The organism is Roseovarius sp. D22-M7 (genome assembly GCF_037083785.1).
Lineage (GTDB): Bacteria > Pseudomonadota > Alphaproteobacteria > Rhodobacterales > Rhodobacteraceae > Roseovarius.
Genome location: NZ_JBAPKY010000205.1, coordinates 1 through 756, shown reverse-complemented (window position 1 = coordinate 756; position 756 = coordinate 1). Strand labels below are relative to the sequence as shown.

The following is a 756-nucleotide window of genomic DNA, read 5'->3' as shown; positions in this document are numbered from 1 at the left end:
TCATACCGAGTTGCGACACGCCGCCAGTCCTTGAGCCTGCCGAACATGATCTCGATACGGTTGCGGCGTTTGTAGCGACGCTTGTCGTATTTCACGGTTGTATTGCGCTGCTTGCGACCCGGGATGCAGGCGCGTATCCCTTTGTCTTCCAACGCTTCTCTGAACCAGTCGGCGTCATAGCCGCGGTCCCCGGGCAGCCAGTCGACATCCGGCAGGCTGTTCAGCAACGCCCGCGCGCCGATGTAATCGCTGACCTGCCCGGCGGTAACAAACAGGTTCAACGGACGGCCCTGGCTGTCGCAGATCGCATGCAGCTTGGTGTTCATGCCGCCCTTGGTGCGACCGATCAGGCGGCCGCGCCCCCCTTTTTCACGCCCATGCTGGTCGCCGTGCGGTGGGCCTTGAGATAGGTCGCGTCGATCATGACGGTCTTCTTTTCGCGGTGCTCTGCGGCCAGGCCGGCCATGATCCGGGCGAAGATGCCCTTGTCACTCCACCGCTTCCATCGATTGTAGAGTGTCTTGTGCGGACCGTATTCCGCAGGCGCATCGCGCCAGCGTAAGCCATTGCGGTTGATGAAGATAATCCCGCTCAGCACTCTGCGGTCATCGACCCTTGGTTTGCCGTGAGGCTTTGGGAAACAGGGCTCCAGACGCGCCAGCTGCGCATCGCTCAGCCAGAAGAGATCAGACATGTCACCGCTCCGTTTTCGGTGCCGTGAATCACGCTGCCCATCTGAAATCAATGGGTCCAGAG

1 protein-coding gene is annotated in these 756 nt (G+C 60.8%); it reads right to left on the bottom strand.

Annotation, left to right across the window (positions count from 1 at the left end; genetic code table 11):
• A protein-coding gene (locus V8324_RS22155) for an IS5 family transposase (protein ID WP_336422032.1) occupies positions 1–694 on the bottom strand; the annotation gives its coding sequence in 2 pieces (ribosomal slippage) (positions 1–373 and positions 373–694; 695 coding nt annotated over the 2 pieces). This gene is flagged as partial in the annotation.
• Between the last annotated feature and the right edge of the window lie 62 nt (positions 695–756).